Genomic DNA, 1,057 nt, shown 5'->3' with positions numbered 1-1,057 from the left:
GTGTCGTGGAAGATGCTATTGCCGGGGCTGAGTTCGAGCCAGCCGCTGGTGCGGGAGGGGACGAAGCGGTTGCCGCTCAGGTGGGAGAAGCCGCGGCCGTGGTAGCGGGCGGCGGTTTGGGAGTATTCGCGGGAGCCGGCCAGGCCGTATTCGATCTGGCGGAGGTAGGCGATCAGCCGGTCGCGTTGGCGGCCTTGGACGAGGGAGAAGATTCGGTCGCAGACCTGGCGGTAGAGGTGTTCGGTCCCCTCGATCAGGTCGCAGAGGCGGTCGATCGATTCTTGCAAGGTGGGCCGTCGTGTGTGACGCTGGTGAAGACGAGGGAATGCTGGTAGTCGCCGCCGTCGCAGTATTCCTTGCGGAAGGTGTAGAGGTGGTTCACGTACGCGAAGTGGGCGACGCCGACCCTGCGGATTTGGTCGAACATCTGCGGTAGGCGATCCATGTCCTCGGTCATGTCGATGCCGATCGAGTACTCCCCCAGGAAGTGCACGACGTCGGCGGCCATGCTGCCTTCCCGCATTCAGATATTCCTCGCGGGTGAAGTTCTTGCCGGAGGCGCGGGCCTCGACCTCGATGGCGGTGCTGCGGAGGTAGTCGCCGGAGGTGCGGCGCAGCCGGGACCTCAGGCCGTCGGGGAACGGCGGGACATCTCCCGCCAGGTCTTCGCCATGAAACGGCCGATGAAAGTGGATCGGTCGAGGGTCGGGTCGTCCATGGCGGCGGCGAAGTCGGCGAGGAGTTCGCCCATCCGGCCGTCGGCCAGAAAGCTGGTGTAAATGCGGTCGTCGAGCACGATGTGGGCAATCGCGGCCCGTAGGACATCGTCCATCCGGGAGTCTTCGGCGTCCGGATAGCACACGCAGGCCCACCACACTCCGTCCCTGACGACCGTCTCAGCAGCCTGCGATCCTCGTCGGGCACGTCGGCCAATAGTTCGTCCGCCCATTCACGGGCGCGGGCATCCCAGGCGGCGGTGTGCGGATGCCAGGCCGTGCGAAGTTCCGGTTCGACCTCCCGCAGGTGGAAGCGGGTGCCGACCGGGAAGGGGCGGGGC

General features: G+C 66.3%; 3 protein-coding genes. All 3 read right to left on the bottom strand.

From position 1 onward, the window contains the following. Positions 1-287 (bottom strand): hypothetical protein (locus tag C1I98_RS39230; protein ID WP_146607946.1); only part of this gene is annotated, 287 nt, incomplete at its 3' end. After that, the gene (locus C1I98_RS39225) at positions 254-523 is read right to left on the bottom strand and encodes a hypothetical protein (protein WP_111172221.1); all 270 of its coding nucleotides are present in this window, start codon (positions 521-523) and stop codon (positions 254-256) included. The genes C1I98_RS39230 and C1I98_RS39225, both read right to left, overlap by 34 nt. Before the next feature lie 102 nt (positions 524-625). Then, complete coding sequence (locus C1I98_RS39220) at positions 626-832, bottom strand: hypothetical protein (protein ID WP_111172220.1); 207 nt, start codon at positions 830-832, stop codon at positions 626-628. Positions 833-1,057 lie beyond the last annotated feature (225 nt).

It is taken from the genome of Spongiactinospora gelatinilytica (genome assembly GCF_003236385.1).
In the GTDB taxonomy this organism is placed as follows: Bacteria; Actinomycetota; Actinomycetes; order Streptosporangiales; family Streptosporangiaceae; genus Spongiactinospora; species Spongiactinospora gelatinilytica.
The sequence above is the reverse complement of the archived record's forward strand: the minus strand, read 5'-3'. Positions and strand labels throughout refer to the sequence as shown.

Bases quoted from the DNA above. Each gene is read 5' to 3' on its own strand.
- C1I98_RS39225 (WP_111172221.1), bottom strand. From the start codon at position 523: ATGCGGGAAGGCAGCATGGCCGCCGACGTCGTGCACTTCCTGGGGGAG.
- C1I98_RS39220 (WP_111172220.1), bottom strand. From the start codon at position 832: ATGGACGATGTCCTACGGGCCGCGATTGCCCACATCGTGCTCGACGAC.